Consider the following 1212-nt stretch of genomic DNA (forward strand, 5'->3'; position numbering starts at 1 on the left):
CCGAAAAGCGTGGCGGTTTGACACCCCTGACCTGGTGTGGCTCGCTCCGGTACGTCTCGGGACGGGACCCACCCCACCCGAACCGCACCACCTACGCAACAGCAAGCCGCCAAAAGCAACAGGCGTGCCATCAACCCACTAACGGCGCGGGGGGTCTTTGATCAGCTGGCGGGGTCCGGGGCGGAGCCCCGAGCACGAAACAGGAACCCGCCCGCAAAACCCAACCCCCCACACAGCCACAGCACACCCGCCTAAACCAAACGAGCACGCGCAGTCTCAACAGAATCCACAGCGTCCAACAACGGCAACACCTGCGAAGCACCAGACCGCACAGCCTTGGTACGCCGCGCAAAAGAAGTCAACGTCTGCCCAGGCCCAGCCTCGACCAGAAGCACGTCATACATGGCCACAAGCTCGTTCAACGCCGGCCCGAAGTAAACGGCGTCAGTGAGCTGACGCGTCCAGAACCGCGCCGACAACGCGTCCTCCGGGGTCATCAGCTTGCCCGTGTAGCCGGAGTACACCGGCATCCGCGGCGGCCGGGGCGCGGCCCTCCACGACGCCAGCGCCTCGTCCACGGCGGGCTGCATCGCCGGGCTGTGGAACGGCGTCGACGCCGGCACCGTGACGACGATGTACTCGTCCGCCTCGAGCCGGGCGCGAACGCGCGCCAGCGGTGCGTCGGAGCCCGCGAGCATCGTCTGCCGAGCCGAGTTCACCGCGGCGATGGCGACGTCGCCCTCCAGGTACGGCACCAGGTCCGCCTCGGCGGCGGCCACGGCCAGCATGCCGCCGGACGGGATCGGCACCGCCGACACCACCCGGTCGCGCACCAGAGAAACCGCTTCCTCCAACGAGAACACGCCCGCGAGAGTCGCCGCGACGACCTCACCGGCGGAGTGCCCGATCAGCGCGACGGGCTTGATCCCCCACGAGAGGACGGTGCGCCCCAGCGCGTAGTCGATCGCGAACAGCAACGGCTGCGCGCGTGAGACGTGGTCGACGTCGTTGCCCGCCAGCCAGTCGTCGCAGGCGACCGAGCCCACCTCGCCGAAGAGCTCGAAGACCTCGTCGACCACCGAGGTGAACACGGCGTCGGTGCCGTACAGGGACGCCGCCATCCGCGGGTACTGCGACCCCTGCCCGGGAAACATCAGTGCTACGTCCACAGAAAGCCTCCAGAGACGGCTCGAGGGCCGCGAAGGGAACACC

1 protein-coding gene is annotated in these 1212 nt (G+C 68.5%); it reads right to left on the bottom strand.

Annotated features, from left to right (window positions below; all coding sequences use genetic code 11):
- Positions 1–251: 251 nt before the first annotated feature.
- Positions 252–1169 (bottom strand): acyltransferase domain-containing protein, encoded by a 918-nt coding sequence (locus tag ACFWGZ_RS41065; RefSeq protein ID WP_382456985.1) that lies wholly within the window; start codon positions 1167–1169, stop codon positions 252–254.
- Positions 1170–1212: the final 43 nt, after the last annotated feature.

It is taken from the genome of Lentzea sp. NPDC060358 (assembly GCF_042725365.1).
Taxonomy (GTDB): domain Bacteria; phylum Actinomycetota; class Actinomycetes; order Mycobacteriales; family Pseudonocardiaceae; genus Lentzea.